The organism is Variovorax sp. Soil_C_17, from assembly GCF_057657265.1.
This window is the reverse complement of record NZ_JBDGIT010000003.1, coordinates 360267-385359: the sequence shown is the minus strand read 5'-3', so window position 1 is coordinate 385359 and position 25093 is coordinate 360267. Positions and strand designations below refer to the sequence as shown.

Below are 25093 nucleotides of genomic sequence, written 5' to 3'. Positions count from 1 at the left end.
CAACGCCCGATGGAAGACGCATTGGCCCGGCTGGCCGCCGTGATCGAGAGCCGTTTGCCCGTCCACGGCAGCGACCCCGACAAGAGCTACGTCGCGCGCCTGCTGCACCGCGGGCCCGATGCCTTTCTCAAGAAGATCGGAGAGGAGGCGACCGAGGTGGTGATGGCCGCCAAGGACGCCGACCACGGCGGCGAGCGCGCAAAAATAGTGAACGAAGTGGCCGATCTCTGGTTCCACAGCATGGTGGCCCTGGCCCATTACGGCTTCTCGCCGCGCGACGTGGTCGCCGAGCTGGAGCGGCGCGCAGGCACCAGCGGCATCGAGGAAAAGGCCCTGCGCAAGGCGCAGGACCGCGAAGCTTCCAACGATTGAGTCCAAGGACCGAGACTGAGAGGACGCCATGCCCAATGACATCGTGACCGTCGAGCCCGATTCGTCGCTCAAGACCTGGGGCTGGATCAGTTACATCCTGCATCTGGTCGTCGCCGTGGCCGCCGTGCTGCCCGGAACGCAAGCCTCCATCGCACTGCTGCTGATCGCGCTGGTGATGGACCTGGTCAAGCGCGACGATGCCGCCGGCACCTGGCAGGCCTCGCACTTCAGCTGGCGTATCCGCTCCGTGCTATGGGCAGGACTGGCCTATCTCCTGACCTCCTGGCTCTGGCTGCTGTTGCTGCTGCCCGGCTGGATCGCCTGGGCCCTGATTTCACTGTGGTTCCTCTATCGCATCGTCAAGGGGATGGTGCGCATGAATGCGGGCCGTTCCATGGAGCCTTCGAATGTCCTCTGATCCGAACTGCATCTTCTGCAAAATCGTTGCGGGCCAGATCCCCTCGCGCAAGGTCTACGAGGACGACGAACTGTTCGGCTTCCACGACATCGCGCCGTGGGCGCCCGTGCATTTCATGCTGGTGCCCAAGCGCCACATTCCCTCGATGGCCCAGGTCACGTCAGAAGATTCGGCGCTGCTCGGGCGAATCATGACGCTGGCCCCCAAGCTGGCCCTGGAGCAGGGCTGCCGCCCCTACCCCCAGGGCGGCTACCGCATCGTGGTGAACACCGGCGCCGAGGGCGGGCAGGAGGTTCACCATCTCCATGTCCATGTCATGGGCGGACCCCGCCCCTGGCTCAAGGGTTGATATTCCGTTCTGCGCCGGGGGCCGCCTCTCGCGCCGACTAAAATCGAACATTCTTCAGGAGTAATCCATGGGTTCACTTTCCATCTGGCACTGGCTGATCGTGCTGCTCGTCGTGGTGATGATTTTCGGCACCAAGAAGCTGCGCAACATGGGCTCCGACCTGGGCGGCGCCGTCAAGGGCTTCAAGGACGGCATGAAGGACGGCTCGGCGCCCGAGACGCCCGCCACCCCGAATCCCCAGGTGAGCGCGAACGGCAGCAACGCCGACAAGTCGACCATCGACGTCGAAGCGCGCCAGAAGTCCTGAGCACGCTGCCTCCGTGATCGACCTCGGCATCTCGAAACTGGCGTTGATCGGCGCCGTTGCGCTGATCGTGATCGGCCCCGAAAAGCTGCCGCGGGTCGCGCGCACCGTCGGCACGCTGCTGGGCAAGGCCCAGCGCTACGTGAACGACGTCAAGGCCGAGGTCAACCGCTCGATGGACCTCGACGAATTGCGCAAGATGAAGGACACGGTCCAGGATGCCGCCCGCGACGTCGAGCACAGCATCCAGACCGGCGCCAGCGACTTCGAGAAGCAGTTTTCCGAGGTCGGCCAGACCAGCTCCGAGCTGACCGAGCCGACACCGAGCTACCCCGAGTACAAGCACCCCCGCAAGAAGTGGCGCCTGAAGCAGGGCGCCATGCCGCAGTGGTACAAGGCACGCAACGGCGTCCGCACGCGGGCGCTTTCGGGCGCGGCGCGCGTCGCCCGCTACCGCCCGCACAAGATCAACTGAGAGCCGTCCGCTCGTTCCGGCCGCGCGCAGCGCGCCCCCAACTTCGCCCGCAGCGCCCCCACATGGCCGATTCCCCCGACAAGAACAAAGAAGACGAACTGGCCGGCACCGAGCAGCCCTTTGTCGCGCACCTGATGGAGCTGCGCGACCGCCTGCTCTACTGCGTCTACGGCCTCGCGATCGCAGGCGTTTTGCTGGCGATCTGGCCCGGCCCGAGCGGCCTGATCGACATGATCGCGGTGCCGATCCGCTCCCACATGCCGCCCGATGCCAAGCTGATCGCAGTAGGGGTGTTCTCGCCCTTCTTCGTGCCGCTGAAGGCGCTGATGATGGCGGCGGTGCTGCTGACCCTCCCCTGGCTCATGTACCAGGCCTGGATGTTCGTCGCGCCCGGCCTCTACAGCCACGAAAAGAAGTTCGCGCTCCCGCTCATCATTTTCGGCAGCTTCCTGGCCTATGCCGGCATCGCGTTCGTGCAGTTCTTCGTGCTCGACAAGATGTTCGGCTTCATCCAGAAATTCACGCCCGAGGCGGTGGCGGCCACGCCTGACATCGCGTCGTACGTCGAAGCCATCTTGTCGCTCTATCTCGCGTTCGGCGTCGCGTTCCAGGTGCCGATCGTCGTGATGCTGCTCGTTCGCTTCGAAATGGTCACCATCGAGAAGCTGAGGAGCTTCCGTGGCTACTTTATCGTGCTGGCCTTCGTGGTGGCGGCGGTGCTCACGCCGCCCGACGTGGTCTCGCAGCTCGCGCTGGCGATCCCGATGTGCCTGCTTTACGAAGTTGGCATCATCGCCGCGCGCTACTTCGTCAAGCACAGCAAGTCGCCCGAGGAAAGCGAAAGCGCCGACTCGCCGCAGCCCTGACGGGCGCCGACTACTCCGTCTGCGGCCCGCGGCGCATCGGACTGCGGGGCCGCAGGCCCGGCGTGACGTCCAGCTCCATCTTGTCGCTGCCGCGCTGGAGCGCGAAGCGGGTGGCATTGCCGGGCTTGAGCCCTGCGACCGCGGTCAGCAGTTCCTGCACGTTGCCGATCTGCTTCTCGCCGACGCCGGTGATCACGTCCCCGGGGCGAATGCCCGCCCTCGCGGCCGGGCCGTTCTGCAGCACGCCGGTGATGATCGCGCCCTTGCGGGCCTTGACGCCGAAGGTCTCCGCCAATTCCGGCGAAAGGTCGTTGGGCTCGACGCCGATCCAGCCGCGCGTGACCTTGCCTTCCTTCACGATGTCTTCCAGCACCTGCTTGGCGGTGGAGACCGGGATGGCGAAGCCGATGCCCATGCTGCCGCCCGAGCGCGAGTAGATGGCGGTGTTGATGCCCTCGAGGTTGCCGTTCACGTCGATCAGCGCACCGCCCGAGTTGCCGGGGTTGATGGCGGCGTCGGTCTGGATGAAGTTCTCGAAGGTGTTGATGCCCAGCTGGTTGCGCCCGAGCGCCGAGACGATGCCGCTGGTCACGGTCTGGCCGACGCCGAAAGGATTGCCGATGGCCAGCACCTGGTCGCCCACCTGCAGGTTGTCCGAGTTGCCCAGCACGATCACCGGCAGCTTGTCGAGCTCGATCTTGAGCACCGCGAGGTCGGTGTCCGGGTCGGTGCCGATCACCTTGCCGCGCGCCTGGCGGCTGTCGTTGAGCGTGACGTCGATCTCGTCGGCGCCCTCCACCACGTGGTTGTTGGTGAGGATGTAGCCGTCGGCACTCACGATCACGCCGCTGCCCAGCCCGATCTGCGGCTGGTCGCCCTGGTCGCCGAAAAAGAAGCGGAACCACGGGTCGTCGCTGCGCGGGCTGCGCCGCGCCGCCTTGCTGGTGTTGATGCTGACCACGGCCGGGGAGGCCTTCTTGGCCGCCGCGCTCAGGCTGCCGGGCGTGATCGCCGACGGATGGGACACCGGCGCCTCGATCACCGACACCACGCCGCCCAGCGACGTCGCACGGCGGCCGATCCATTCGGGTTTGAGCGTGGCGACGACGAAATAGGCCGCGAGCATCACGGTCACGGCTTGGGCGAACAGCAGCCAGGTGCGTTTCATGAAAAAACTGGGAGGAGAAGGAGGGTTGCAGCGTTGCCGTACAAAAGCGGCGTCGAGGAGCCGCATTGTCCCTCAACGTCCGGGCGGTTCCTGTGCGCCCGCGCGCGCAGGGGCTATTCCGCTCCTGTCCATCTAGGGAAAACCCTGCTGATTGCGCGCCCTTGGCCGCGAGCGGGTCCACAATGGCGCGATGAGCACCACCCGACACGAGCTGTTGCACGCCTTCGACCTGCTGCTCGCGCCCGAGCGCTTCAAGGACTACGGACCCAACGGCCTGCAGGTCGAGGGCCGCACCTCGGTGCGCAAGATCGTCTCCGGCGTGACCGCGAGCCGCGCGCTGATCGAAGCCGCCATCCATGCCGAAGCCGACGCGATCTTCGTTCACCACGGCCTGTTCTGGCGCGGCCAGGACGGCCGCGTGACCGGCTGGATGAAGCAACGGCTGGGCTTGCTGCTCGGCGACGACGTGAGCCTGTTCGCCTACCACCTGCCGCTGGATGCACATCCCGAGCTCGGCAACAACGCCCAGCTCGGACTGAAGCTGGGCCTGGTCGCGCACGCGGGTTCGAGCGGCCGCTTCGGCGAGCAGGAGATCGGCTTTCTCGGCGCGCCCGGCAATGGCGAGAGCTTCGACAATGCCCGTGCGCTGGCCGCGCACGCGGAGCAGGCGCTGGGCAAGAAGATCACGCTGGTCGACGTGCAGAAGCCGCGGCCCATCCGCAACGTCGCCTGGTGCACCGGCGGGGCGCAGGGTTACTTCGAGGCCGCGATCGCCGCCGGCGCGGATGCCTTCATCACCGGCGAGATCTCCGAGCCGCAGGCCCACTATGCGCGCGAGATGGGCGTGGCCTTCCTGGCCTGCGGCCACCATGCGACGGAGCGCTACGGCGCGCCTGCGGTGGCGGCCCATGTAGCCGCGCAGCTGGGCCTCGCGCATCAGTTCATCGACATCGACAACCCGGCGTGAAGAGCCAGGCCCTCGCCATCACCCTGGGCGATCCCGCAGGCATCGGCCCGGAGATCATCGCCCGTGCCTTTCGCGACGCGCCCGAGCTCACGCGGGGCTGCTTCGTGGCCGGCGACCTGGGGCTCGTGCGCCGGGCGGCGCAGGCGCTCGAGGCGCCGGGACGGCCTGCGCTGCCGGTCGCGCTGATCGAGGCACCGGCCGAGGCGCTGGCCGTGCCGCCGCACTGCATTCCCTTACTGCAAGTCGTGGCCCCACCCGGAGAGGCGATCGCGCCCGGTGCGATCAGTGCAGTCGCCGGCCGCATCGCCGGCGACTGCGTGGTCTGGGCGGCGCGCGCCGCCCTGCGCGGCGAAGTGGCGGCCATCGTGACCGCGCCGCTGCACAAGGAGGCGCTGGCGGCGGCCGGCTATGCCTTTCCCGGCCACACCGAGCTGCTGCAGGCCGAGGCGGCAGCCCACCTGCACCGGGCCCCGGCGGACGTGCCGGTGCGCATGATGCTGGCCAACGACGAGCTGCGCACCGTGCTCGTGAGCATCCACATGTCCTTGCGCGCGGCGATCGAGGCCGTGAGCTTCGAAGGCGTGCTCCAGACGCTGCGCATTACGCACGATTCGCTGTCGGCGGTCCTGGGGCGCGCGCCGAGGATCGGCGTCGCCGGCCTGAATCCGCATGCGGGGGAGGGCGGCCTGTTCGGCACGGAAGAGCGCCAGATCATCGCGCCGGCCATCGCGGCCGCGCGCGCGCAGGGCATCGACGCCGATGGACCGCATGCGCCCGACACCGTCTTCATGCGCGCCCGCGCCACCACGCAGCGCGCCGGCGAATTCGACGTGGTGGTCGCGATGTACCACGACCAGGGCCTGATCCCCATCAAGTACCTGGGCGTGGAGAAGGGCGTGAACGTGACGCTGGGCTTGCCGCTGGTGCGCACCAGCCCCGATCACGGCACCGCCTTCGACATCGCCGGCAGCGGGCGGGCCGACGCGTCCAGCCTGATCGAGGCGATCCGGGTGGCGCGCTCGCTGGCTGGTGGACCGACGTTCAGGGGCGCCTGAGGCTGTCGCGGATCTCGCGCAGCAGCACGATGTCCTCGGGCGTCGCGGCCGGCGCGGGTGCTTCCTCGTGCCTCCTGCGCAGCCTGTTGATCTGCTTGACCATCATGAAGATGATGAAGGCCAGGATCACGAAATTGACCACGATGGTGATGAAGTTGCCGTAGGCCAGCACCGGCACGCCGGCCTTCTTGAGGTCGGCCAGGTTGTTCGCCACGTTCGGCGGTATCGTGCCCAGCACCACGTAGAGGTTCGAGAAGTCCAGCCTGCCGAACACCAGGCTCACGATCGGCATGATGATGTCGGCCACGATCGAGTCGACGATCTTGCCGAAGGCGGCGCCGATGATCACGCCGACCGCCAGGTCCACCACGTTGCCCTTGACGGCGAACTCGCGAAATTCCTTCAGAAAACTCATGAGGCCTGCCTCGCGTGCTTGTTGTTGGTCCGGGGCAGTATAGAGGGGCACCTCGCTCGCGGCCACGCCCCGCGCTCGCGTTGAATCGGCTTGTGACGCTCCGCTACAATCGCCGGCTGACCCAAGCCCCCAGCGAAGAAGATTGAGGACCCCCATGAGTGACATCTCCGTCGGCCGCCAGCGGATCGACAGCAGCAAGCGGACGTGGTTGATCGCATCAGGCTGTGCCGGCGCAGTGGGCGGAGTGGCCACCGCCATCCCGTTCGTCAGCACTTTCCAGCCATCTGAAAAAGCCAAGGCCGCCGGCGCACCCGTCGAGGTGGACATCGGTGGTCTTCAGCCCGGCGAGAAGATGACGGTCGAATGGCGCGGCAAGCCGGTGTGGATCCTCAAGCGCTCGCCGGCCCAGGTCGCCGAACTGGCCAAGCTGGACGACCAGCTCGCCGATCCGCAATCCAAGCGCAACCCCGACGAGTTCACGCCCGAATACGCGCGCAACGGGGGCCGCTCGATCAAGCCCGAGGTCCTCGTTGTCGTGGGCATCTGCACCCACCTCGGCTGCTCGCCCATCGACAAGCTCCAGCCCGGCCCGCAACCCTCGCTGCCCGACAACTGGGAAGGCGGCTTCCTCTGCCCCTGCCATGGCTCGACCTTCGACCTGGCCGGCCGCGTCTTCAAGAACAAGCCCGCGCCCGACAACCTGCCGGTGCCGCCGCACATGTACCTCTCCGACACGCGCCTTCTGATCGGCGAAGACAAGAAGGCCTGAGGAGCAAAAGGAACATGGCTGAATTCAAGGAAATCTCGCCCAACGCCCCCGCCGGCGACAAGCTGCTGAACTGGGTCGACAACCGCTTCCCGCTGACCAAGCTCTGGAACGACCAGTGGGGCCAGTACTACGCGCCGAAGAACTTCAACTTCTGGTACATCTTCGGCTCGCTCGCGATGCTGGTCCTCGTGATCCAGATCGTGACCGGCATCTTCCTCGTGATGCACTACAAGCCCGATGCGGCCCTGGCCTTCGCCTCGGTCGAGTACATCATGCGCGACGTGCCCTGGGGCTGGCTGATCCGCTACATGCACTCGACGGGGGCCTCGGCCTTCTTCATCGTGGTGTACCTGCACATGTTCCGCGGCCTGATCTACGGCAGCTACCGCAAGCCGCGGGAGCTGATCTGGATCTTCGGCTGCGCCATCTTCCTGTGCCTGATGGCCGAGGCCTTCATGGGCTATCTGCTGCCCTGGGGCCAGATGAGCTACTGGGGCGCTCAGGTGATCGTCAATCTGTTCTCCGCCATCCCCTTCGTCGGCCCCGACCTGGCGCTGCTGATTCGCGGCGACTACGTGGTGAGCGACGCCACGCTCAACCGCTTCTTCAGCTTCCACGTGATCGCGGTGCCGCTGGTGCTGCTCGGCCTGGTGGTCGCTCACCTGATCGCCCTGCACGAGGTGGGCTCGAACAATCCTGACGGCATCGAGATCAAGGCCAAGCGCGGCCCTGACGGCCACCCGCTGGACGGCATTCCCTCGCACCCGTACTACACGGTGCACGACATCTTCGGCGTGGTGGTGTTCCTCACCATCTTCTCGGCCGTGATCTTCTTCGCGCCAGAGGCGGGCGGCTACTTCCTCGAGTACAACAATTTCATCCCGGCCGATTCGCTGAAGACGCCGAACCACATCGCGCCCGTCTGGTACTTCACGCCTTACTACTCCATGCTGCGCGCCATCACCGGCGAGATGATGTATGCGCTGATCGCCTGCGTGATCGCGGGTGCCGCCTTCGGCGTCTGGAAGGCGCACCTCGCCGCGATCTTCAAGGCCGTCATCGTGATCGTCGCCGTCGGCGTCGCCGCCATGATGCTGACGATCGACGCCAAGTTCTGGGGCGTGGTGGTGATGGGCGGCGCGGTCATCATCCTGTTCTTCCTGCCCTGGCTGGACCACAGCCCGGTGCGGTCGATCCGCTACCGTCCGACCTGGCACTGGTACCTGTACGGTCTGTTCGTCATCAACTTCGTGGTCCTCGCCTACCTCGGCGTTCAGCCGCCCTCGCCGACCGGCGAGCGCGTGTCGCAGGTTGGTACGCTCTTCTATTTCGGTTTCTTCCTGCTGATGCCGTGGTGGAGCCGCCTCGGCGAATTCAAGCCGGTGCCCGAGCGCGTGACCTTCCACGCGCACTGAGAGAGCCGGAGCACACAACAATGAAGAAACTGATCCTCACGTTGATCGCAGCGCTCGGCATCGTGGCCGGCGCGCATGCCGCCGAGGGCGGCATTGCCTGGGACAAGGCACCGAACAAGACCAACGACCTGGCCGCCCTGCAAAACGGCGCCAAGCTGTTCGTCAACTACTGCCTCAACTGCCATTCGGCGGCGTTCATGCGCTACAACCGGCTGCAGGACATCGGCATCACCGAGCAGCAGATCAAGGACAACCTGCTGTTCACGACGGACAAGGTCGGCGAGACGATGAAGGCCAACCTCGACCCGGTCCAGGCCAAGGCCTGGTTCGGCGGCGTTCCGCCCGACCTCACGCTGGTCGCGCGCTCGCGCGCCGGCCATGGCGGCACCGGTGCGGACTATCTGTACACCTACCTGCGCACCTTCTACCGCGACGACACCAAGGCGACGGGCTGGAACAACCTGGTGTTCCCGAGCGTCGGCATGCCGCATGTGCTGTGGGAACTTCAGGGCGACCGCCGCCCGGTGTTCGACAAGGTCGAAGCCCACGGCCACGCGACCGAGGTCTTCAAGGGCTGGGAGCAGGTCACGCCCGGCACCATGACGCCGCTTCAGTACGACCAGGCGATGGGCGACCTCGTGGCCTACATGCAGTGGATGGCCGAGCCGGCGCAGAACACCCGCATCCGCGTGGGTGTCTGGGTCCTGCTGTTCCTGGTGTTGGCGCTGGTCTTCGTGTGGCGTCTCAACGCCTCGTACTGGAAAGACGTGAAGTAACAGACGGAACGCGGCCGGTGTTTGCCGGCGCGCGTCCTTGCGGAGTGGGTTGCCGAGAGCTTCCCACTCCTTTTAGTTTTTAGGAGCCTTAAGCCATGATGGTCTTGTATTCAGGAACGACCTGCCCCTTCTCCCATCGTTGCCGCTTCGTGCTGTTCGAAAAAGGCATGGACTTCGAGATTCGCGATGTCGATCTCTACAACAAGCCCGAGGACATCAGCGTGATGAACCCGTACGGCCAGGTGCCCATCCTGGTCGAGCGCGACCTGATCCTGTACGAGTCGAACATCATCAACGAGTACATCGACGAGCGCTTCCCGCATCCGCAACTGATGCCCGGCGACCCGGTCGACCGCGCCCGCGTGCGCCTGTTCCTGCTCAATTTCGAGAAGGAACTCTTCGTGCACGTGTCCACGCTCGAGAACCGCAGCGCCAAGGGCAACGAAAAGGCGCTGGAAAAGGCCCGCTCGCACATCCGCGACCGCCTGACCCAGCTCGCGCCCGTGTTCCTCAAGAACAAATACATGCTCGGCGACAATTTCTCGATGCTGGATGTCGCCATTGCGCCGCTGCTTTGGCGCCTGGATTACTATGGCATCGACCTGAGCAAGAACGCTGCCCCGCTTCTGAAGTACGCCGAGCGCATCTTCTCGCGCCCTGCCTACATCGAGGCGCTGACGCCTTCCGAAAAGGTCATGCGCAAGTAAACGCCGAACGCTGTTGCCGCTTTTTTCATGATCAATGCGCTGGAGTCCTCTTCGACCCGCCCGTACCTGATCCGGGCGCTGTACGAGTGGTGCACGGACAACGGCTTCACCCCCTACGTGGCGGTGCAGGTCGACGACACCGTGCAGGTGCCGCGCGAGTACGTGAAAAACGGCGAGATCGTGCTGAACATCAGCTTCGATGCGACCAGCTCGCTCAAGCTGGGCAACGACTTCATCGAGTTCAAGGCCCGTTTCGCCGGCACCGCTCGCGAGATCAGCGTGCCGGTGGGCCGCGTGATCGCGATCTATGCGCGCGAGAACGGCCAGGGCATGGCCTTTCCCGCGCCAGCGCCTTCCACGGCGCCGGCCGGTGCGGGCAGCACGTCCGGCGATGCGCCTGCGGCGCGCCTGCCGCTGCGCGATGCCTCCCGCGGCGCGGAGGCCGATCCCGGCAAGGTGGTGCACCTGATCAGCGGCGAAGGCGCGGCGGAAGACGGCACGGCAACGACCGCGTCCACACCGCCCGGCCCGGAGGAGCCGCCCCGTCCCCCGGGCAGCGGTGGCTCGCGCCCTTCGCTCAAGCGCATCAAGTAGCCGCAAGAGCAGGGGAGCGGCGCGTGCAGGGGCGCCGTTAGAATCAACGCCCATTCCCATGCCGCTTTAGCTCAGTTGGTAGAGCAACCGCCTTGTAAGCGGTAGGTCGTCAGTTCGATTCCGACAAGCGGCACCATTGAATCGGCCGGAAACCCGCGCCGTTGTCGAGTTTCAGATGATCCGGGGTAGCTCCAGCGGGGTAGCAACTGTGGTAGCTCAACCCCATGAGACTTTGCTTCGGCCCCAGGACTCATTAACCCGTTCGAGAGCATCGAGATACCCGAAAAGGGAAGCGACTCCAAGGCTCGGGTCCCGTTCACATTGAAAGAACTGATGACGCTCTATGCGGCATGCCGCGAGGTTGACGATGACCTTCGATGGATCGCGGCGCTGCTGATCGACACTGGGGCACGCCTCGCTGAAGTCGTGGGACTTCCGCTGGCCGACATTGATCTCGATGATGCCGTGCCTCACGGGCGCGGCGCATAGCTCGCAAGCCGTAGTCATGGGTAATCCGACGCACTTCCTGCCAATGCGGCGCACAGAAACCCTGTCAGGTTGCGCTCCAGTTCATCACCCCGGGCGGCATCGGCCAAGCCCTGCGAGAGCTTCGCCAGCCGATTCCCGGCCGTGGCGTCCGTGACGGCGAGCAGGACGGTACCGACCATCAGCGTGTAACGCCAGATCCACTGCGCCTTGGGGACACGGGCATCGGTCTGGCGCAGCGCATCGATGAAGGTGAGCGCGAAGGGGTCGAGGTACTGCTCGTAGACCCGTTGCGTCATTGCGTTGGGCTCCAGCCTGTGCTGCAGGATAAAGCGTGCAAACAGCTGGCCGGTTCGGGCCGGCTCGAAGTACGGCCTGATGAAGCAGGCCACGAGCGCTTCGAGCCGCACCGGTTCGCTGCGCGCCTGCGCTGACCGCACGCAGGCGGAAAGCTCGGCGAGCCGCATCGTCGTTGCGCGCTCGGCGAGGCGCGCGAAGAGCGCTTCGGCCAGGGCGTCCTTGGAGCGAAAGTAGTAGTTGACGGACGCCACGTTGACGCCGGCCTCCGCCGTGATCTCCCGGATCGATGTCTTACCTGCCCCCTTCTGCGCAAACAGGCGCTCCGCCGCAGCGAGGATGCGCTCGCGTGCGTCGGGGATGGGACTGGGATCTGTTGTCGTTGCTGGTGCGTCATTCATGGATCCAGTTTCAAACAAACGATTGAAACGGCGATTAGGGAAACCCCCAGTGCTGCGGCATTGGGCTGACGCCATACTAAACACGTGTTTGAGACACGCGTTTTGTCCAACTCCAGGAGGCAACATGCAGATTGATTGGGATGTCGAAATCCCCATGGACGACGGTCTGGTCGTCCGCGCGGATGTCTATCGGCCCGATGGCGATGACCGCTACCCGGTCCTGATGTCGTACGGCCCCTATGGCAAGGGCCTGCACTTCGACGAGGGCTATCCAACGCAATGGCGATCGCTGACTGCCAAGCACCCGGAGATCCTGCGCGGCAGCAGCGGCAAGTACGCCAACTGGGAGACCGTGGATCCCGAGCGCTGGGTTCCCTTCGGCTACGTGTGCATGCGTGTCGATTCGCGCGGCGCCGGCCGCTCGCCGGGCGTGATCGATTGCTTCTCCCCGCGTGAAACCCAAGACTTCTACGACTGCATCGAATGGGCAGCCAATCAGCGCTGGAGCAACGGCAAGATCGGTCTGGCTGGCGTGTCCTACTACGGCGCCACCCAATGGCTCGTGGCCGGCAGGCGCCCGCCCCACCTGGCCGCGATCTGTCCCTTCGAAGGCTTCTCTGACTACTACCGGGACGCGTGCCGGCACGGTGGCATCCTGAACACGTTCATGGAGGCGTGGTACCCCAAACAGGTGGAGAACGTGCAGAACGGTCTGGGTTCGCGCGGACGCGTCAACCCCAACAACGGCGTGCCGATCTCCGGCCCCGACGAGCTGGGCGAGGAGGAACTGCGCGCCAACCGCGTGGACATCAATGCCCAAATGCTCGAAGCGGAACTCATCACCGATGCCTTCTTCGAAGGCCGGCGCGCCGACATTGCGGCGGTCGAGGTTCCGGTCCTCTCCTGCGCCAACTGGGGTGGCCATGGTCTGCACCTGCGCGGCAACGTTCAGGGCTGGTTGGGCGCAGGCTCGAAGCAGAAGTGGCTGGAGTTCCACGGCCTGGAGCACTGGACCGAGTTCTACACGGACTACGGCGTCGCGATCCAAAAGCGCTTCTTCGATCACTTCTTGAAGGGCGAGGACAACGGCTGGGACAAGGAGCCGCCCATCCGCATGCAGGTGCGCCATGTCGACCGCTTTGTCGAGCGCTTCGAGCGGGAGTGGCCGCTGGCCCGGACCGAGTGGACCCGGCTGTATCTCGATGCCAGCCAGAAGTCTCTGCAAGTGCAACCGGCACAAGGGGCTGGGGAAGAGACGTACGACGGCCTCTCCGGTAAGGTCAGTTTCAGCACGGCGCCGTTCGAGCGCGATACTGAAGTGACCGGGCCGCTGGCGGCGACGCTGTACGTCTCGACGGCGGCACGGGACGCCGACCTGTTCCTCACCGTCCGCGCCTTCGCGGCTGACGGCAAGGAACACCTCATCGTCGGTGCGGTGGAAGCCAACGCGCCGCTTGCGCAGGGCTGGCTGCGGGTCTCCCATCGCAAGCTGGACGAGAAGGCCTCCAAGTCCTACCAGCCCGTGCACGCTCATGACGAGATCCAGATGCCCGAGCCCGGCAAGACATACGAGGTGCAGGTCGAGATCTGGCCGATGTGCTTCGTCTTCCCCAAAGGCTATCGCCTCGTGCTCACCGTGGGCGCGTCGGACTTCCAGCACGATCTGCCGGGCCCGTATCCGCAGATCTACGGCAAGCAGATGCGCGGCTCCTCCGTGCTGTTGCACGACAACGTGAAGGATCGCTCGCCGCAACGCTTCGGCGGGCAGGTCACGATCCACACGGGTGGCAAGAACGGCTCGTTCCTGCTCGTTCCCGTGATCCCCGCCACCCGCTGACAGGAGTCTTCATGAACCTCACACGCCGCGACATGGTCGCGCGTGCAGCCGCTGCATGCGCTGCCGCGACCCTCCTGCCCTGGCAGGCTGCCAATGCGCAGCAGGCATGGCCCGCCAAACCCATCAAGCTGGTCAACATGGGACCCCCTGGGTCGCCGCCGGACACCTATGGCCGTATCTACGCCGAGCGTCTGTCCAAGGTGCTGGGCGTGCCGGTAATCGTCGAGAACAGGCCCGGAGCCGGCGCAAACCTCGCGTCCGACGCGGTCGCCAAGGCGCCTGCCGACGGCTGCACGCTGCTCTACACCGTGTCGAACGCCTTCGTGATCAACCCGTGGATCTACAGCAAGCTGAGCTTCAACCCGGAGAAGGACCTGCGTCCCGTTTCTCCGATCCTTTCGCAAGGTGCGTTCATCGTCGTCAACAACGACCTCCCGGTGAAGTCCGTGAAGGAACTGGTGGCCTATGCGAAGGAGCGGCCCGGCAAGCTGGCCTATGCGTCGTACGGCATAGGCGGCTTCCCGCATCTGGCCATGGAGCTGTTCTGCGAGCGCGCGCAGGTTCAAATGCTGCACGTGCCCTAAAAGACCGGCCCGCTCACAGACGTGGTTTCGGGCCAGGTGCCGTTCGGAGGCGAAGCTGTGGGGCGATCTGCTCAAAACCAAGAACATCACGGTGGACTGAAGCCATGGCCCGCACCACACGCAAGGTGATCATCACGAGCGCGATCACCGGCGCAATTCACACGCCGTCGATGTCGCCTCACCTGCCGTTGACGCCCGAGGAGATCGCGCAACAGGCGGTCGATGCCGCCGAGGCAGGCGCAGCGATCCTGCACCTGCATGCACGCGACCCCGAGGACGGGCGGCCGAGCGCCGACCCCGGAGTCTTTGCGCGCTTCCTGCCGGTCATCCGCGCGCGGACCGATGCGGTCATCAACATCACCAGCGGCGGCTCCACGAAGATGACGCTGGAGGAGCGTTTGGCCCCGCCTTTGCGGTTCAAGCCGGAGATGGCCTCCTTGAACATGGGATCGATGAATTTCTCGATTCATCCTGCCGCGGCCAAAATCAAGGAGTGGCGATACGAGTGGGAGAAGCCCTACATCGAGGGCACGGAGGACGTCATCTTCCGCAACACCTTCCGCGACATCCGCCGCATCCTCAAGGAGCTGGGCGACGGCTGCGGCACGCGCTTCGAGTTCGAGTGCTACGACGCCAGCCACCTCTACAACCTGGCGCACTTCGTCGACGCCGGTCTGGTGAAGCCGCCGTTCTTCATCCAGACGATCTTCGGCATCCTGGGCGGCATCGGACCCGATCCGGACAATGTCGCCTTCCTGCGCCAGACGGCAAACCGGCTGTTCGGCAAGGACTACGAGTGGTCGGTGCTCGGCGCCGGCCGCCACCAGATGTCGCTGCTGACCTTCGCATCGATCATGGGTGCGCATGTCAGGGTCGGGCTGGAGGACAGTCTGTACCTTGGGGCCGGCCACATGGCAAAGAGCAACGCCGAGCAGGTGGCCAAGATCCGGCGCATCCTCGAAGAGCTGGGGTGCGAGATCGCCTCGCCGCAGGATGCGCGTCGCATCCTGCAGCTCAAGGGCGCGGACGCCGTGGCGCTCTGAACCGGCAGCAGAGCAAGCCAATCTCCCCCCATCCCGGCAAGGCGGCGCGCGACATCGGCGCGCTGGTAGCCTGTCGCCATGGATTCCCTGATCGCCGCCTCCGCGCGTGCCCTCGCTGCCGGCGATGCGCTCGGCGCCCTCAAGCGTGTCGCCCTGCGCGAGGACCCCCCGGCGCTGGCCCTGCGCGGCATCGCCATGGCCCAGCTCGGCGAGCATCCGAGAGCGCGCGAGCTCCTGCGGCGCGCCGCCCGCGGCTTCGGCACCCACGAGGAACTGGCGCGCGCCCGCTGCCTCGTTGCCGAGGCCGAGGTGGCGCTGGCCATGCGCGACCTCGGCGGCTCGCCGCGCTCGCTGGCGGCCGCGGCGGCCACGCTCGATGCGCGCGGCGATCGCGCCAACGCACTGCAGGCGCGGCTGATCGCAGCGCGCCGGCTGCTGCTGCTCGGCCGTCTCGATGAGGCGGGGGCCGCGCTGGCGCGCCTCGATGCACGCGGCCTGCCGCCCTCGCTGGCGGCGGTGGCCGAGTTGAGCGCGGCCGAGCTGGCGCTGCGCTCGCTGCGCACCGGTCCGGCCCAGGCGGCGCTTGCCCGCGCGCAGGAAGCGGCCGATCGCGCACGCGTGCCGGCGCTCCTGGCCGAGGTGGCGGAGGCGCGCGCGGTGCTCGGTCGTCCCGCCGCCCGGCGCCTCTTTGCCGGCGGCGAGCAGGCACTGCGCCTCGACGAGGTGGCCGCGCTCCTGGATTCCGGCGCCCTGGTGGTCGACGCCTGCCGGCGCGGCCTGGGTGCCGGTGCCGAATGGCGACTGCTGGCGCGGCGGCCGGTGCTGTTCGCGTTGGCGCGCGCGCTCGCCGAGGCGTGGCCGGGGGATGTGGATCGGGAGGCCTTGATCGCCTGCGCATTCCGCACCCAGTACCCCGACGAGACGCATCGTGCTCGCCTGCGGGTGGAGATCGGCCGGCTGCGCGCACTCGTCACGGGGCTGGTCCGCATCGAAGCCACCGCGCGCGGCTTCGTTCTCAGGCCGCGCGACGAGCGCGACGTCATCGTGCTGGCGCCGCCGATCGATGGCGAGCAGGCGTCCCTGGCGGCGTTGCTTTCCGATGGCGCGGCCTGGTCGACGTCGGCCCTGGCCCTGGCCCTGGGCGCCAGCCAGCGCACCGTCCAGCGCGCGCTGGCCGAGCTCGAGTCGGCAGGGCGCGCGCGCTCCGTCGGCCGGGCCCGGGCCCAGCGCTGGCTGGCGCCGCCGCTCGCCGGATTCACGACGATCTTGTTACTCCCTGCAGCGCTGCCGATTGAATAGAGTTGTCTCCAGGCGTCGATCCGTGGCGCACCACAAGGAGCAGCGATGAGCAGCAAGACAAGCAAGGGCAGACCCGAGGCCGCAGTGCAGGCGGCCGAGATCGTCCGCGAGTACGGCCCCTTTCCCGGCGTCGATCAGGTGGCCGGCGTGACCCATGACGGCCAGCGCGTCTGGGCCGCCACCGGCGCGAGGCTGATCGCCTTCGACCCCGAGAGCGGCGAGACCACGCGCACGCTGGCCTGCGCCGGCGACGCCGGCACCGCCTTCGACGGCAGGCACCTCTATCAGATTGCCGAGTCGCGCATCGACAAGATCGATCCGGCCACCGGCGAAGTGGTGGCGTCGATCCCGGCGCCGGGTAGCGGGAGCGATTCGGGCCTCACCTGGGCCGAGGGCAGCCTGTGGGTGGGGCAGTACCGCGACCGCAAGATCCACCAGGTCGACCCGGCGACCGGTGCCGTGATTCGCACGATCGAGTCCACCCGCTTCGTCACCGGCGTCACCTGGGTCGATGGCGAGCTGTGGCATGGAACATGGGAGGGCGACGAGAGCGACATCCGCCGCATCGATCCGGTCAGCGGCGCCGTCCTCGAGCGGCTGGAGATGCCGCGCGGCGCCGGGGTCAGCGGGCTCGAATCCGACGGGGCCGATCTCTTCTATGCCGGCGGCGGCGCGAGCGGAAAGGTGCGCGCCGTGCGGCGCCCCAGAGGTGCTTCGAACCACGACAGGAGCACGTCGTGAACACGGTGAGCCATCTCTGCAAGGACGATGCAGGCGAACCGGCGGCGAAGCCGTCCGCCCATTCGTGCTGCGCGCACGATTGAGGCACGCCCACCCCGCGCCGGAGCACATGTCGTGGCAAGCCTTTGGCCATGGCTGGCGGTCGCAGGAGCCGGCGCCCTTCACGGGCTGAATCCTGCCACCGGCTGGATGTGGGCTGCCGCCTGGGGCCTGCGTTCGCGCGATCGGGCGCAGGCGCTGCGGGCGCTGGTGCCGATCGCGTTCGGGCATGCCGCGTCGGTCGCGCTGGTGGCCGCCGCGGTGGCCTTCGGCCTGTCGATGGATCGCGTGGTGCTGCAATGGGTGGCCGGCGGGCTGCTGATCGTCGCCGCGCTGCTTCACCTGTCGGGCCGCACGCCCCGGCAGGCGCGCACGCCGGCCGGGCATGTCGGACTGGCGCTCTGGTCCTTCATGATGTCCAGCGCGCACGGCGCCGGCTTGATGCTGGTGCCGGCGTTGATCCCGCTCTGCCTGGGCGACGTGTCGGCCGGGGAGGTCGGCGCATCGGGTTCGCTGGTCCTGGCACTCGCGGCCGTCGGCGTCCACACCGCGGCGATGCTCGCCGTCACCGGCGTGATTGCAACCGGGATTTGCCGCGGCTTGCTCAGGCGGTCATCGCGGGCGTGCCCGGGTCCTGTCGCAACGGCTGCCTTCCCATGGCCCGAACCGCGTGCAGCACGGGAAGGGCCGCGAGCGCCGCAGTCAGATGCTTGAGGGTGTGACCCGACATCAGCTCGTTCGTCGCCTCGAAGATGGCTTGGTCCGAAAGCTCGAACAGCTTGGCCAGGCCGTAGAAGAAGAGCACCCAACCGGGCTTGAACCCGATGCCGCCGCCCATCGGCTTGGCAAGCGCCAGCACCAGGAGCAGCGCCATGCCGCCGAACTGGACCAGTCCCCACGGCAGCACGTTGCCGGTCTCGTGAAAGACGCCCACCGCCAGCAAGCCGCCCGCCAAAGTGAACCAGGCCGCCGGCCAGCCGGCGCGCGCGCTCACCCGGTCGCAGACCGCGACGCCCACGATGCCTGCAAACGCGACGGCCATGCCGGCACGATCGGCCGCGAGCCGCAGGCTGTCGGGATGCAGGTGGTAGAAGGCCGACCCCACGGCGGTGAGGATCAGGCCCGCGAAGAAGAGCCATGCGCAATCGAGCGCGTTGTCGCTTGCCTGCCTTGTCGTCCCGGACGCCGGCAGGGCATCCTGGGCGGCCTCCCGTGTCCGGTCCAGCCGGCGCAGCTGGAGCAGGCCCCAGATGCCGATCGCCGCAAAGGCCAGGTTGCTCAGCACGTCCATCGCATTCGGCAGGCCGTACCAGGCACGGTCGTCGGCAAAAGGCGCGGCAGCCGATTCAGGGGTGGGCAGGGCAGGTCCCACGAAGGCGGCCGCCGACAGCAACGCGAACGCGACCAGCAGTGCGCGTTCGCGATGCGTGAGGGACGGATGACGCAGCATGGTTGGAGCTCACGCCGCCTTCGGCTCCGGGAGGATGGCCGTCAGGGCGAAGTCGACGAGATGGAGCCAGGTCGCCTCGAGGCCCATGATGTTGTGGTGATCGGAGCCGGTGATCGTCTGCACGCTGATGGGCGTCGGCCAGGCCGCGATGAGCTTCTGCGAGCGCTCGGGCAGCACGATGTCGTCCTGCTCGGCCAGCAGGACCTGGGTTTTCGCCGCGACCTCCTTGCAGTGCGTCAGGGAGTTGAACTGATGCCGCAGCAGCAGGGAAAGCGGAACCAGCGGAAAGCGCCGCTTCGCCACCGCCAGCATCGAGTCGTAAGGCGTGACCAGCTGCAGGCTCGCGAACTCCTGCCGGGCCACCAGCTGGATGGCCACGCCCGTCCCGAGGCTGCGGCCGACCACGTGCAGGCGGGCGTGCGGGAGGGCCCGGCGCAGGTGATCGGCGAACTGGCTCGCGTCCTGCACCGAGGCGAGCTCGGAGGGGTGCCCCTCGGAGTCGGCCACCCCGCGGTAGTTGATCGCGGCGAATCCGAAGCCTTCCGGAAGCCAGTGCAGGGCCTGCGCCGTGGCGCGGACGTCCTCGCCGCGGCCGGCGAAATAGATGAACAGGTCCTGCAGCGCTGCCTCGCCATGGGGGTGGTAGATGTACCCGCGGACCATCCCGCCCGGCACCGTGTGCGAGTACGTGGAGAAGTCGTCGGACAGATGGACGACGGGGTGCTTGCGGGCATTGAACAGGATGTGGCCCTGGCGCGCCGCCAGGAGCGCCCAATAGGCCGCAATGCTGCCGATGGCAGCTGCCGATGCCGATAGTGCGATGCGAGAGACTCTGGATGACAAGGTTCTGCTTCTCAATGACGAGTGTGGACTTTCAGGCGAAGGGTCACGTCGGGCCACCCTCGGGACTTCAATCGCGCCTGCAGCGCAGGCACCAGCTGTCGCAGCTTGGCCGCCGCTGCGCTGCCCCGCACCAGCAGGCACCAGCTGTCGCCCTCCACGGGCCCGGCCTGGACCGCAGCGCGCATCTCGGGCGGGATGAGTTCCTGGATCGCCTGGAGCCGTTCGGAGGCGTCGCGCGCGCGCGCGATCAGGCTCGCCAGCGTGGGCGAATCCTCGGCAGCCTGCTGCAAGGTGACGGGGTGCAAACGACGGTTCATGACAAGGTAGTGGAAACGGCAACGCGGCTAAAATGCCCGGTTTGCCGGCATTCGTGCCGGCGGGGCGCGTGCCCTTTGGCGTGTTGATTTTGCGCCAGGCGCGCCCACCTGCTTTCACTATCTTAGGAATTTCGGTCGCGGACCCGCATGCCATGGGGTCGCTGTCGACCCGCTCGCATGGCCACCAACTTCCTGACCCAGATCTTCGGCAGTCGCAACGACCGGCTCCTCAAGCAGTATCGCAAGACGGTCGATCGCATCAACGCGCTCGAGCCCAGCTTCGAAAAGCTCAGCGACGAGGCGTTGCAGGCCAAGACGCAGGAATTCAAGGACCGCGTGACGCGCGGCGAATCGCTGGACGACCTGCTGCCCGAAGCTTTCGCCACCGTGCGCGAGGGCTCCAAGCGCGTCATGAAGATGCGCCACTTCGATGTGCAGCTGCTCGGCGGCATGGCGCTGCACCACGGCAAGATCTCCGAAATGCGCACGGGCGAGGGCAAGACGCTCACCGCCACGCTCCCCGTGTACCTGAATGCGCTGACCGGCAAGGGCGTTCACGTGGTGACGGTGAACGATTACCTCGCCAACCGCGACGCGCGCTGGATGGGCCGGCTCTACAACTTCCTCGGGCTCACGGTCGGCATCAACCTGCCGCAGATGCCGCGCGAAGAGAAGCAGCAGGCCTACGGCAGCGACATCACCTACGGCACCAACAACGAGTACGGCTTCGACTACCTGCGCGACAACATGGTCTACGAGACGCAGGACCGGGTGCAGCGCGGGCTGAACTACGCCATCGTCGACGAGGTGGACTCGATCCTGATCGACGAAGCGCGCACGCCGCTGATCATCAGCGGCCAGGCCGAGGACCACACCGACCTGTACCTGGCGATCAACAAGGTCGTGCCGCTGCTCACCCGCCAGGAAGGCGAGGCCGACCCGCGCACCGGCGAGGGCGTCACCAAGCCAGGCGACTTCACCGTCGACGAGAAGACGCACCAGGTGTTCCTCACCGAAGACGGCCACGAGAAGGCAGAGCAGGTGCTCTCCGAGTTCAAGCTGCTGCCCGAGGGCGCCTCGCTCTACGATCCCGCCAACATCACGCTGATGCATCACCTCAATGCCGCGTTGCGCGCGCGGCATCTCTACCACCGCGACCAGCACTACGTGGTGCAGCAGGGCGAGGTGGTGATCGTCGACGAATTCACCGGCCGGCTGATGACGGGCCGGCGCTGGAGCGACGGCCTGCACCAGGCCGTGGAAGCCAAGGAAGGCGTGGAGATCCAGGCCGAGAACCAGACCCTCGCCTCGATCACCTTCCAGAACTACTTCCGCCTCTACGCGAAGCTCGCCGGCATGACCGGCACGGCCGACACCGAGGCCTACGAGTTCCAGGAGATCTACGGCCTGGAGACCGTGATCATCCCGCCCAACCGTCCGAGCCGGCGCGATGACCAGCTCGACCGCGTCTACAAGACCACGCGCGAGAAATACGAGGCCGCCATCCAGGACATCCGCGAGTGCTACGAGCGCGGCCAGCCGGTGCTGGTGGGAACCTCCTCGATCGAGAACTCCGAGATCATCGACGGCCTGCTCGCCAAGGCCGGCCTGCCGCACCAGGTGCTCAACGCCAAGCAGCACGCGCGCGAAGCCGAGATCGTGGCGCAGGCGGGGCGGACCAAGATGATCACCATCGCGACCAACATGGCGGGGCGCGGCACCGACATCGTGCTCGGCGGCAACGTCGAGAAGGCGATCGAAGCGGTCGAGGCGAACGAGGAACTCGACCCCTCGGCCAAGGCCGCCGAGATCGCGCGCCTGCGCGCCGAGTGGGAGAAGGACCACGAGTTCATCAAGTCGGTCGGCGGCCTGCGCATCATCGCCACCGAGCGCCACGAGTCGCGGCGCATCGACAACCAGTTGCGCGGCCGCTCGGGCCGCCAGGGCGACCCCGGCTCTTCGCGCTTCTACCTGAGCCTGGACGATCCGCTGATGCGCATCTTCGCGGGCGACCGCGTCAAGGCGATCATGGACCGCCTCAAGATGCCGGACGGCGAGGCCATCGAGGCCGGCATCGTCACCCGCAGCATCGAGAGCGCGCAGCGCAAGGTCGAGGCGCGCAACTTCGACATCCGCAAGCAGCTGCTCGAGTACGACGACGTGTCGAACGACCAGCGCAAGGTGATCTACCAGCAGCGCAACGACATCCTCGATGCCGGCGACCTGACGGCGCAGATCGAGGCCCTGCGCGAGGGCTGCTTCACCGACCTGGTCCGCCAGTACGTGCCGGCCGAATCGGTCGAGGAGCAGTGGGACCTGGCCGGGCTCGAGAAGACGCTGTCCGGCGAATGGACCATCGACCTCCCGCTGCAGAAGGAAGTGGAGGCCGCCACCGCCATGACCGACGAGGACGTCGTCGAGAAGGTGATCGCCGCGGCCAACGAGGCCTTCAACGCCAAGGTGACGCTGATCGGCCAGGAGAACTTCACGCAGTTCGAGCGCATGGTGCTGCTGCAGAGCATCGACACGCACTGGCGCGAGCACCTGGCTTCGCTGGACTACCTGCGCCAGGGCATCCACCTGCGCGGCTATGCGCAGAAGCAGCCCAAGCAGGAATACAAGCGCGAGGCCTTCGAGCTCTTCGGCCAGCTGCTCGACTCGGTGAAGAACGAAGTCACGCGCCAGCTGATGACGGTGCGCGTCCAGTCCACCGAGCAGCTCGAGCAGGCCGCCGAGGCGATGGAAAGCCGCGGCGAGAACCTCGCCAACATCACCTACAGCGCGCCGACCGAGACCGGCGAGGTCGAAATCCGCGTCGACGAGGAAAGCCAGCGCCGCCTGGCAGCGATCGCCACCGGCCATGCGACCGGCGCCGCCGCCTTCGCGCGCGTGGGCCGCAACGACCCCTGCCCCTGCGGCAGCGGCAAGAAATTCAAGCATTGCCACGGCAAGCTGAGCTGACGCACCCGGGCTTACGACCTTGCAGAGAATGAAAGCGCCAACGCCATGCCCGTGAATCTCTCCGCTCCCGATCCCGCCGCGCTGCACGCGGTGCCCGGCGTCCGCATCGGCGTGGCCGAGGCGGGCGTGCGCAAGGCCAACCGCAAGGACCTGACGGTGGTGCTGATCGACGAGGGCGCCGCGGTCGGCGGCGTCTTCACGCAGAACCGCTTCTGCGCGGCGCCGGTGCAGGTCTGCCGCGAGCATCTGCAGAAGGACTTCGGCATCCGCGCGATGCTGATCAACACCGGCAATGCGAACGCCGGCACCGGCGAGGACGGGCTGGCACGCACGCGCGCCACCTGCATCGCGCTGGCCCGCAGGCTCAACGTGGCGCCGGAACAGATCCTGCCCTTCTCGACCGGCGTGATCATGGAGCCGCTGCCCATCGACCGCATCGAGGCCGGCCTGCCCGCCGCGCTGGCCGATGCACGGCCCGCGAACTGGGCGCGCGCGGCCGAAGGCATCATGACCACCGACACCGTGCCCAAGGCCTTCAGCCGGCAGCTGCAGATCGGCGGAGCGACCGTTACCGTCACCGGCATCAGCAAGGGCGCCGGCATGATCCGGCCCAACATGGCGACCATGCTGGGCTTCATGGCGACCGACGCGAAGATCGCGCCGGCCCTGATCCAGCCCTTGGCCAAGGCGCTGGCCGAGGCTTCCTTCAACCGCGTGACCATCGACGGCGACACCTCGACCAACGACTCCTTCGTGGTGATCGCGACGCAGCAGGCCGCGCATGCCACCATCGATTCGCTGGATTCGGCCGATGGCCGTGCGCTCGTCGATGCGATGCAGGCGGTCGCGCGCCAGCTGGCCCAGGCCATCGTGCGCGACGGCGAGGGCGCGACCAAGTTCATCACGGTGCGCGTGGAGGGTGGCCGCGACGCTGCCGAATGCCGGCAGGTGGCCTATGCGGTCGCGCATTCGCCGCTGGTCAAGACGGCCTTCTACGCGAGCGACCCGAATCTCGGTCGCATCCTGGCTGCAGTCGGCTATGCCGGGATCTCCGACCTGGACCAGACGGGCATCGATCTCTACCTCGACGACGTGCATGTGGCCGTCAAGGGCGGGCGCAATCCGTCCTACCGCGAGGAAGACGGCCAGCGCGTGATGAAGCAGAGCGAGATCACCGTGCGCATCGCGCTCGGCCGCGGCGAGGCCGCCGACACGGTCTGGACCTGCGACCTGAGCCACGACTACGTCTCGATCAACGCCGACTACAGGTCATGAACGAGAAGTTCGAAAAGCTGATCGAGCGTGCCGAGCAGTTGATCGGCCGCATCGAATCCATTCTTCCCCAGCCGCTGTCCGCCCCCGCCGACTGGAACGCCTCGATTGCCTGGCGCTACCGTCGCCGCAGCTCGGGCCACGGCACGCTGGAGCCGGTTCGCCACCTGGCGCCCATGCCGCTCGACGCGCTGAAGGAAATCGACGTTCAGAAGGAAAAGATCGAGCGCAACACCCGCCAGTTCGTCGAAGGCAAGCCTGCCAACAACGTGCTGCTGACCGGCGCCCGCGGCACCGGCAAGTCCTCCCTGATCCGCGCCTGCCTGCACGCCTATGCCCCGCAAGGGCTGCGCCTGATCGAGGTCGACAAGGCCGAGCTGACCGACCTGCCCGACATCGTCGAGGTGGTGTCGCAGCGGCCCGAGAAGTTCATCGTCTTCAGCGACGACCTGAGCTTCGACGAAGGCGAGCCGGGCTACAAGGCGCTCAAGTCCATCCTCGACGGTTCGGTGGCGGCTGCCACGCCCAACGTGCTGATCTACGCGACCAGCAACCGGCGCCACCTGCTGCCGGAGTACATGAAAGACAACCTCAGCTACACCCACACGGAGGACGGCGAGGTGCATCCCGGCGAGGTGATCGAGGAGAAGATCTCGCTGTCCGAGCGCTTCGGCCTGTGGGTGAGCTTCTATCCCTTCAGCCAGAACGAGTACCTGGCGATCGTCGCGCAGTGGCTGTCGTCCTTCGGCGCCGATGCGAAGACCATCGAGGGGGCGCGCGCCGAGGCGCTGGTTTGGGCGCTGGAGCGCGGCTCGCGCAGCGGCCGCGTGGCCTACCAGTTCGCGCGCGACTACGCCGGCCGGCATTGAGCAA

Annotated in this window: 29 protein-coding genes and 1 tRNA gene; 24 read left to right on the top strand and 6 right to left on the bottom strand. The window is 67.0% G+C overall.

Features of this window, described 5'->3' with window-relative positions; genetic code table 11:
- Positions 1-9 precede the first annotated feature (9 nt).
- The 6 genes from AC3A6Y_RS16955 to tatC all read left to right on the top strand — a co-directional run bounded on the left by AC3A6Y_RS16955 (position 10) and on the right by tatC (position 2784).
- Positions 10-372, top strand: coding sequence for a phosphoribosyl-ATP diphosphatase (locus tag AC3A6Y_RS16955; RefSeq protein WP_487869393.1), 363 nt, complete (start codon positions 10-12; stop codon positions 370-372).
- 28 nt (positions 373-400) lie between these two features.
- Entirely contained in the window at positions 401-790 is a 390-nt protein-coding gene (locus AC3A6Y_RS16950) for a DUF4870 family protein (protein ID WP_487869392.1), read from the top strand.
- A complete protein-coding gene (locus AC3A6Y_RS16945; RefSeq protein WP_487869391.1) occupies positions 780-1139 on the top strand; it encodes a histidine triad nucleotide-binding protein in 360 nt (119 codons plus the stop codon). Before AC3A6Y_RS16950 ends, AC3A6Y_RS16945 begins: the two co-directional genes overlap by 11 nt.
- 67 nt (positions 1140-1206) lie before the next feature.
- Positions 1207-1446: a Sec-independent protein translocase subunit TatA gene (gene tatA / locus AC3A6Y_RS16940; protein WP_309903058.1), complete on the top strand. Its 240-nt coding sequence runs from the start codon at positions 1207-1209 to the stop codon at positions 1444-1446.
- 13 nt (positions 1447-1459) lie between these two features.
- Positions 1460-1918 carry a Sec-independent protein translocase protein TatB gene (gene tatB / locus AC3A6Y_RS16935; protein WP_487869390.1) on the top strand — a complete coding sequence of 153 codons (459 nt, stop codon included), beginning with the start codon at positions 1460-1462 and terminating at the stop codon, positions 1916-1918.
- A gap of 62 nt (positions 1919-1980) precedes the next feature.
- Positions 1981-2784: a twin-arginine translocase subunit TatC gene (tatC, locus tag AC3A6Y_RS16930; protein ID WP_487869389.1), complete on the top strand. Its 804-nt coding sequence runs from the start codon at positions 1981-1983 to the stop codon at positions 2782-2784.
- Between the two features lie 10 nt (positions 2785-2794).
- Here tatC and AC3A6Y_RS16925 read toward each other — a convergent pair whose 3' ends face one another.
- Complete coding sequence (locus tag AC3A6Y_RS16925) at positions 2795-3952, bottom strand: S1C family serine protease (protein WP_487869388.1); 1158 nt, start codon at positions 3950-3952, stop codon at positions 2795-2797.
- 190 nt (positions 3953-4142) lie between these two features.
- Between AC3A6Y_RS16925 and AC3A6Y_RS16920 the strand changes: the two genes are divergently transcribed.
- Both AC3A6Y_RS16920 and pdxA read left to right on the top strand, forming a co-directional pair.
- A complete protein-coding gene (locus AC3A6Y_RS16920) occupies positions 4143-4919 on the top strand; it encodes a Nif3-like dinuclear metal center hexameric protein (RefSeq protein WP_487869387.1) in 777 nt (258 codons plus the stop codon).
- Entirely contained in the window at positions 4916-5974 is a 1059-nt protein-coding gene (gene pdxA / locus AC3A6Y_RS16915; RefSeq protein WP_487869386.1) for a 4-hydroxythreonine-4-phosphate dehydrogenase PdxA, read from the top strand. The genes AC3A6Y_RS16920 and pdxA overlap by 4 nt, the downstream gene beginning before the upstream one ends.
- Here pdxA and mscL read toward each other — a convergent pair.
- Entirely contained in the window at positions 5961-6389 is a 429-nt protein-coding gene (gene mscL, locus AC3A6Y_RS16910; RefSeq protein WP_487869385.1) for a large conductance mechanosensitive channel protein MscL, read from the bottom strand. The genes pdxA and mscL overlap by 14 nt on opposite strands.
- A 154-nt stretch (positions 6390-6543) precedes the next feature.
- On the opposite strand from mscL, the gene petA reads away from it, so the two are divergent.
- From petA to AC3A6Y_RS16875, 7 genes are all read left to right on the top strand, one after another.
- The gene (gene petA, locus AC3A6Y_RS16905; RefSeq protein WP_487840717.1) at positions 6544-7158 is read left to right on the top strand and encodes a ubiquinol-cytochrome c reductase iron-sulfur subunit; all 615 of its coding nucleotides are present in this window, start codon (positions 6544-6546) and stop codon (positions 7156-7158) included.
- A 14-nt stretch (positions 7159-7172) separates the two neighbouring features.
- Positions 7173-8573, top strand: coding sequence for a cytochrome b (locus AC3A6Y_RS16900; protein ID WP_487869384.1), 1401 nt, complete (start codon positions 7173-7175; stop codon positions 8571-8573).
- Positions 8574-8593: 20 nt separating this feature from the next.
- Positions 8594-9349: a cytochrome c1 gene (locus tag AC3A6Y_RS16895; protein WP_487869383.1), complete on the top strand. Its 756-nt coding sequence runs from the start codon at positions 8594-8596 to the stop codon at positions 9347-9349.
- Between the two features lie 95 nt (positions 9350-9444).
- Positions 9445-10056, top strand: a complete 612-nt coding sequence (locus AC3A6Y_RS16890) for a glutathione S-transferase N-terminal domain-containing protein (RefSeq protein WP_068684852.1) — start codon at positions 9445-9447, stop codon at positions 10054-10056.
- Between the two features lie 27 nt (positions 10057-10083).
- The gene (locus tag AC3A6Y_RS16885) at positions 10084-10650 is read left to right on the top strand and encodes a ClpXP protease specificity-enhancing factor (RefSeq protein WP_487869382.1); all 567 of its coding nucleotides are present in this window, start codon (positions 10084-10086) and stop codon (positions 10648-10650) included.
- Between the two features lie 60 nt (positions 10651-10710).
- Positions 10711-10786, top strand: a tRNA-Thr gene (locus tag AC3A6Y_RS16880).
- Positions 10787-10983: 197 nt separating this feature from the next.
- The gene (locus AC3A6Y_RS16875) at positions 10984-11139 is read left to right on the top strand and encodes a hypothetical protein (protein WP_487869381.1); all 156 of its coding nucleotides are present in this window, start codon (positions 10984-10986) and stop codon (positions 11137-11139) included.
- A 14-nt stretch (positions 11140-11153) separates the two neighbouring features.
- Here the strand turns inward: AC3A6Y_RS16875 and AC3A6Y_RS16870 are convergent, their stop codons facing one another.
- A complete protein-coding gene (locus tag AC3A6Y_RS16870) occupies positions 11154-11834 on the bottom strand; it encodes a TetR/AcrR family transcriptional regulator (protein ID WP_487869380.1) in 681 nt (226 codons plus the stop codon).
- Positions 11835-11958: 124 nt separating this feature from the next.
- On the opposite strand from AC3A6Y_RS16870, the gene AC3A6Y_RS16865 reads away from it, so the two are divergent.
- The 6 genes from AC3A6Y_RS16865 (at position 11959) to AC3A6Y_RS16840 (ending at position 18091) form a co-directional block, all read left to right on the top strand.
- Positions 11959-13671 carry a CocE/NonD family hydrolase gene (locus tag AC3A6Y_RS16865; RefSeq protein WP_487869379.1) on the top strand — a complete coding sequence of 571 codons (1713 nt, stop codon included), beginning with the start codon at positions 11959-11961 and terminating at the stop codon, positions 13669-13671.
- 11 nt (positions 13672-13682) lie between these two features.
- Entirely contained in the window at positions 13683-14255 is a 573-nt protein-coding gene (locus tag AC3A6Y_RS16860) for a Bug family tripartite tricarboxylate transporter substrate binding protein (RefSeq protein ID WP_487869378.1), read from the top strand.
- Positions 14256-14359: 104 nt separating this feature from the next.
- On the top strand, positions 14360-15298 hold the full coding sequence (gene kce, locus AC3A6Y_RS16855; RefSeq protein ID WP_487869377.1) for a 3,5-dioxohexanoate:acetyl-CoA acetone transferase: 939 nt from the start codon (positions 14360-14362) through the stop codon (positions 15296-15298).
- A gap of 78 nt (positions 15299-15376) precedes the next feature.
- Positions 15377-16597 (top strand): helix-turn-helix domain-containing protein, encoded by a 1221-nt coding sequence (locus AC3A6Y_RS16850; RefSeq protein WP_487869376.1) that lies wholly within the window; start codon positions 15377-15379, stop codon positions 16595-16597.
- A gap of 45 nt (positions 16598-16642) precedes the next feature.
- Complete coding sequence (locus AC3A6Y_RS16845) at positions 16643-17338, top strand: Vgb family protein (protein WP_487869375.1); 696 nt, start codon at positions 16643-16645, stop codon at positions 17336-17338.
- Between the two features lie 114 nt (positions 17339-17452).
- Positions 17453-18091, top strand: coding sequence for a hypothetical protein (locus AC3A6Y_RS16840; RefSeq protein WP_487869374.1), 639 nt, complete (start codon positions 17453-17455; stop codon positions 18089-18091).
- Here AC3A6Y_RS16840 and AC3A6Y_RS16835 read toward each other — a convergent pair.
- The 3 genes from AC3A6Y_RS16835 to AC3A6Y_RS16825 are packed head-to-tail and all read right to left on the bottom strand — an operon-like array spanning position 17982 to position 19987.
- Positions 17982-18827, bottom strand: coding sequence for a hypothetical protein (locus tag AC3A6Y_RS16835; RefSeq protein ID WP_487869373.1), 846 nt, complete (start codon positions 18825-18827; stop codon positions 17982-17984). The two genes, AC3A6Y_RS16840 and AC3A6Y_RS16835, sit on opposite strands and share 110 nt — an antisense overlap.
- 9 nt (positions 18828-18836) lie before the next feature.
- Entirely contained in the window at positions 18837-19670 is an 834-nt protein-coding gene (locus AC3A6Y_RS16830) for an alpha/beta hydrolase (RefSeq protein WP_487869372.1), read from the bottom strand.
- Between the two features lie 11 nt (positions 19671-19681).
- Entirely contained in the window at positions 19682-19987 is a 306-nt protein-coding gene (locus AC3A6Y_RS16825; protein ID WP_106554994.1) for a hypothetical protein, read from the bottom strand.
- A gap of 177 nt (positions 19988-20164) precedes the next feature.
- Here AC3A6Y_RS16825 and secA point away from each other — a divergent pair, with 177 nt between their 5' ends.
- The 3 genes from secA to AC3A6Y_RS16810 are packed head-to-tail and all read left to right on the top strand — an operon-like array spanning position 20165 to position 25089.
- Complete coding sequence (secA, locus tag AC3A6Y_RS16820; protein ID WP_487869371.1) at positions 20165-22948, top strand: preprotein translocase subunit SecA; 2784 nt, start codon at positions 20165-20167, stop codon at positions 22946-22948.
- A gap of 45 nt (positions 22949-22993) precedes the next feature.
- On the top strand, positions 22994-24223 hold the full coding sequence (argJ, locus tag AC3A6Y_RS16815) for a bifunctional glutamate N-acetyltransferase/amino-acid acetyltransferase ArgJ (RefSeq protein WP_487869370.1): 1230 nt from the start codon (positions 22994-22996) through the stop codon (positions 24221-24223).
- Complete coding sequence (locus AC3A6Y_RS16810; RefSeq protein ID WP_106554991.1) at positions 24220-25089, top strand: ATP-binding protein; 870 nt, start codon at positions 24220-24222, stop codon at positions 25087-25089. The genes argJ and AC3A6Y_RS16810 overlap by 4 nt, the downstream gene beginning before the upstream one ends.
- The last annotated feature ends 4 nt before the right edge of the window (positions 25090-25093 follow it).

Coding starts and splice junctions, on each gene's coding strand:
- AC3A6Y_RS16955 (WP_487869393.1), top strand. CDS start 10: ATGGAAGACGCATTGGCCCGGCTGGCCGCCGTGATCGAGAGCCGTTTG.
- AC3A6Y_RS16950 (WP_487869392.1), top strand. CDS start 401: ATGCCCAATGACATCGTGACCGTCGAGCCCGATTCGTCGCTCAAGACC.
- AC3A6Y_RS16945 (WP_487869391.1), top strand. CDS start 780: ATGTCCTCTGATCCGAACTGCATCTTCTGCAAAATCGTTGCGGGCCAG.
- tatA (WP_309903058.1), top strand. CDS start 1,207: ATGGGTTCACTTTCCATCTGGCACTGGCTGATCGTGCTGCTCGTCGTG.
- tatC (WP_487869389.1), top strand. CDS start 1,981: ATGGCCGATTCCCCCGACAAGAACAAAGAAGACGAACTGGCCGGCACC.
- AC3A6Y_RS16925 (WP_487869388.1), bottom strand. CDS start 3,952: ATGAAACGCACCTGGCTGCTGTTCGCCCAAGCCGTGACCGTGATGCTC.
- AC3A6Y_RS16920 (WP_487869387.1), top strand. CDS start 4,143: ATGAGCACCACCCGACACGAGCTGTTGCACGCCTTCGACCTGCTGCTC.
- mscL (WP_487869385.1), bottom strand. CDS start 6,389: ATGAGTTTTCTGAAGGAATTTCGCGAGTTCGCCGTCAAGGGCAACGTG.
- petA (WP_487840717.1), top strand. CDS start 6,544: ATGAGTGACATCTCCGTCGGCCGCCAGCGGATCGACAGCAGCAAGCGG.
- AC3A6Y_RS16900 (WP_487869384.1), top strand. CDS start 7,173: ATGGCTGAATTCAAGGAAATCTCGCCCAACGCCCCCGCCGGCGACAAG.
- AC3A6Y_RS16895 (WP_487869383.1), top strand. CDS start 8,594: ATGAAGAAACTGATCCTCACGTTGATCGCAGCGCTCGGCATCGTGGCC.
- AC3A6Y_RS16890 (WP_068684852.1), top strand. CDS start 9,445: ATGATGGTCTTGTATTCAGGAACGACCTGCCCCTTCTCCCATCGTTGC.
- AC3A6Y_RS16885 (WP_487869382.1), top strand. CDS start 10,084: ATGATCAATGCGCTGGAGTCCTCTTCGACCCGCCCGTACCTGATCCGG.
- AC3A6Y_RS16875 (WP_487869381.1), top strand. CDS start 10,984: ATGACGCTCTATGCGGCATGCCGCGAGGTTGACGATGACCTTCGATGG.
- AC3A6Y_RS16870 (WP_487869380.1), bottom strand. CDS start 11,834: ATGAATGACGCACCAGCAACGACAACAGATCCCAGTCCCATCCCCGAC.
- AC3A6Y_RS16865 (WP_487869379.1), top strand. CDS start 11,959: ATGCAGATTGATTGGGATGTCGAAATCCCCATGGACGACGGTCTGGTC.
- AC3A6Y_RS16860 (WP_487869378.1), top strand. CDS start 13,683: ATGAACCTCACACGCCGCGACATGGTCGCGCGTGCAGCCGCTGCATGC.
- kce (WP_487869377.1), top strand. CDS start 14,360: ATGGCCCGCACCACACGCAAGGTGATCATCACGAGCGCGATCACCGGC.
- AC3A6Y_RS16850 (WP_487869376.1), top strand. CDS start 15,377: ATGGATTCCCTGATCGCCGCCTCCGCGCGTGCCCTCGCTGCCGGCGAT.
- AC3A6Y_RS16845 (WP_487869375.1), top strand. CDS start 16,643: ATGAGCAGCAAGACAAGCAAGGGCAGACCCGAGGCCGCAGTGCAGGCG.
- AC3A6Y_RS16835 (WP_487869373.1), bottom strand. CDS start 18,827: ATGCTGCGTCATCCGTCCCTCACGCATCGCGAACGCGCACTGCTGGTC.
- AC3A6Y_RS16825 (WP_106554994.1), bottom strand. CDS start 19,987: ATGAACCGTCGTTTGCACCCCGTCACCTTGCAGCAGGCTGCCGAGGAT.
- secA (WP_487869371.1), top strand. CDS start 20,165: ATGGCCACCAACTTCCTGACCCAGATCTTCGGCAGTCGCAACGACCGG.
- argJ (WP_487869370.1), top strand. CDS start 22,994: ATGCCCGTGAATCTCTCCGCTCCCGATCCCGCCGCGCTGCACGCGGTG.
- AC3A6Y_RS16810 (WP_106554991.1), top strand. CDS start 24,220: ATGAACGAGAAGTTCGAAAAGCTGATCGAGCGTGCCGAGCAGTTGATC.